The organism is Polaromonas sp. P1_E1_2 (genome assembly GCF_056406035.1).
In genome coordinates this window covers 1-2,680 of the sequence record NZ_JBFUAZ010000583.1, presented here as the reverse complement: position 1 = coordinate 2,680, position 2,680 = coordinate 1, and the positions used below count along the sequence as shown (strand labels likewise).

General features: G+C 64.2%; 1 protein-coding gene. It reads left to right on the top strand.

Annotated features, from left to right (window positions below; all coding sequences use genetic code 11):
- A partial coding sequence (locus tag AC1D1P_RS20240; protein WP_477674198.1) for an ABC transporter permease occupies nt 1-2,056 on the top strand: 2,056 nt, incomplete at its 5' end.
- Nucleotides 2,057-2,680: the final 624 nt, after the last annotated feature.

The window sequence follows — 2,680 nt, the reverse complement described above, 5'->3', positions numbered from 1 at the left end:
CTTCAAGGTCACCCGCGTCATCGTGCAGGAGCCCGACCGCGGCGCCGGGTTCATCAGCTTTTCTCCCCGCGTGATGATCAACCAGGCCGACGTGGCCGCCACCAACCTGATCCAGCCCGCCAGCCGCACCAATTACCGCTTTGCCGTGGCCGGCGACGACAAGGCCGTCAAGGCCTATGTGAAGTGGGCCGCCGACGAGATCAAGAAACCCGGCGCGGAGTCGGGCATCCGCGGCGTGCGATTGGAGTCGCTCGAATCGGGCAGCCCCGAGATGCGGCAGACGCTGGACCGCGCGGAAAAATTCCTCAACCTGGTGGCCTTGCTGGCGGCCTTGCTGAGCGCGGTGGCGGTGGCCATCGTCGCGCGCGGTTTCGCCACCAAGCACCTGGACGACTGCGCCATGCTGCGCGTGCTGGGCCAGCCCCAGCGCACTATTGCCCTGGCCTACACCTTTGAGTTTGTCGTGGCCGGCATGCTGGCCAGCGCCCTTGGCGTGGCGCTGGGTTTCGCCGTGCATTACGCCTTTGTGCTGCTGCTGGCCGGGCTGGTTGAAACCGCGTTGCCGGCGGCCACCTGGTGGCCCGTCGTGTTCGGCATGGGCATGGGCCTGACGCTGCTGCTGGCCTTTGGCCTGCCGCCGGTGCTGCAGCTGGCGCAGGTGCCACCGCTGCGCGTCATCCGCCGCGACGTCGGCAACCTCAAACCCGCGTCAATGGCGGTGCTGGGCGTGGGTGTGGCCGGCTTTGCGGCCCTGCTGGTCGCCGCCAGCAGTGATTTGAAGCTGGGCCTGATTGCCGTCGGCGGTTTTGCCGGCGCGGTGCTGGTGTTTGCCGCGGCCAGTTTTGCCGCCGTCAAGCTGCTGCGCACCAGCGTCAACGAAGTTACCGCCCCGCGCTGGCTGGTGCTGGCCACGCGGCAGCTGTCCGCCCGGCCCATGTATGCCGTGGTGCAGACCAGCGCCCTTGCGGTCGGCCTGCTGGCCCTGATGCTGCTGGTGCTGCTGCGCACAGACCTCATCAGCAGCTGGCGCAAGGCGACGCCGCCCGATGCGCCCAACCGTTTTGTCATCAACGTGCAGCCGGAGCRGGGCGAGGCTTTCCAGAAAGCGCTGCGCGACGGCGGCGTGAAGAAGTTCGACTGGTACCCCATGATCCGCGGCCGCCTGGTGGCGGTGAACGGCAAGGCCGTCACGCCCGACGACTTTGAAGACGACCGCGCCAAGCGCCTGGTGGACCGCGAATTCAATTTGTCCAACAGTGCCGAGATGCCCGGTCACAACCAGGTCACCGGCGGGCGCTGGACGGGCGGCGAAAAAGACGCCGTGAGCGTGGAAGAAGGCCTGGCCAAAACACTGGGCCTCAAGCTAGGCGACTCACTGCGGTTTGACATCGGCGGCCAGCTCAGTGAAGCGAAGATCACCAGCCTGCGCAAGGTCGACTGGGGCTCCATGCGCGTCAATTTCTTTGTGATGTACCCGGTGGCGCAGCTCCCGGCCGATGTGCCTGTGTCCTTCATCAGCGCTTTTCGCGCACCCGAGYCGCCAGCCGCCGTGCCTGGCCAGCCGCATGCCCAGAGTTTTGACAACACGCTGGTCAGGGCATTTCCCAACATTACCAATGTCGACATGAGCAGCACCCTGGCGCAGGTGCAGCGCGTGCTCGACCAGGTGATACGCGCGGTGGAATTTTTGTTCGGCTTCACGCTGGCCGCGGGCCTGGTCGTGCTCTTCGCCGCCATCACTGCCACGCGTGAAGAGCGCGCCCGTGAATTCGCCATCATGCGGGCCGTGGGTGCGCGTGCTTCGCTGCTGCGGCAGGTGCAGCGGGCTGAATTGGCGGGCGTTGGTTTGCTGGCTGGCTTTCTGGCTTCCATCGTTGCGCTGGCGGTGGGCTGGGGTTTGGCTCGCTTTGTGTTTGACTTCAGCTGGACTGGTTCGTGGACGGTGCCTTTGGTGGGCAGCCTGGCGGGGGCTTTGCTGGCACTGGCGGCGGGGTGGTGGGGGTTGAGGTCGGTTTTGAATACGCCAGTGGTGGAGACTTTGCGGAAGGCGCAATAACGGCTCTTCCAATTCCCCTCTTTGCTGAGGCTGGGTTGATTTTCAGGACGTGTTTTTTGCTGAGGGTTGCTGGCCGGGGGTAGCCCGGCRGCTACTCACTTTTCTTTTGCTTCGCCAAAAGAAAAGTAAGCAAAAGAAAAGGCGACCCTGCTGTCTGCGWCCCTRCGCTTCGCTWCGGGCAACCTGYGGTGCTCGGTCCAGGCGGGGTCTCGCTCGAACTCGCCTTCGGCTCAGACAATCGCGATCCCTGATCCGCCTGRMCCTGCGCTCCTCGGCGCAKACAGAAGGGGTGGGGAGAAGRAATACCCAACAGCCGAAGACARAACCCGGAATACCWGAAGAAACMAGGACTCGCCMTGGCGAGTCTTGGTTGGTATTTGTCTTTGGTATTCGGTCCCCGTTCCCGATTGGCCCTTGTGGATGCGCCGAGGAGCGGAGGTCCAGACGGAYCAGGGCAAAAACTTGTTTGAGCGAAGCGAGTTGTTTTTGACCCCGGCTGGACCGAGCACCGCAGGTTGCCCGCAGCGAAGCGTAGGGACGCAGGAACCAGGGTCGCCTTTTCTTTGGTGACTTTCTTTTGGCGAAGCAAAAGAAAGTTACTTGCATGCCGGGCAACCCCCGGCC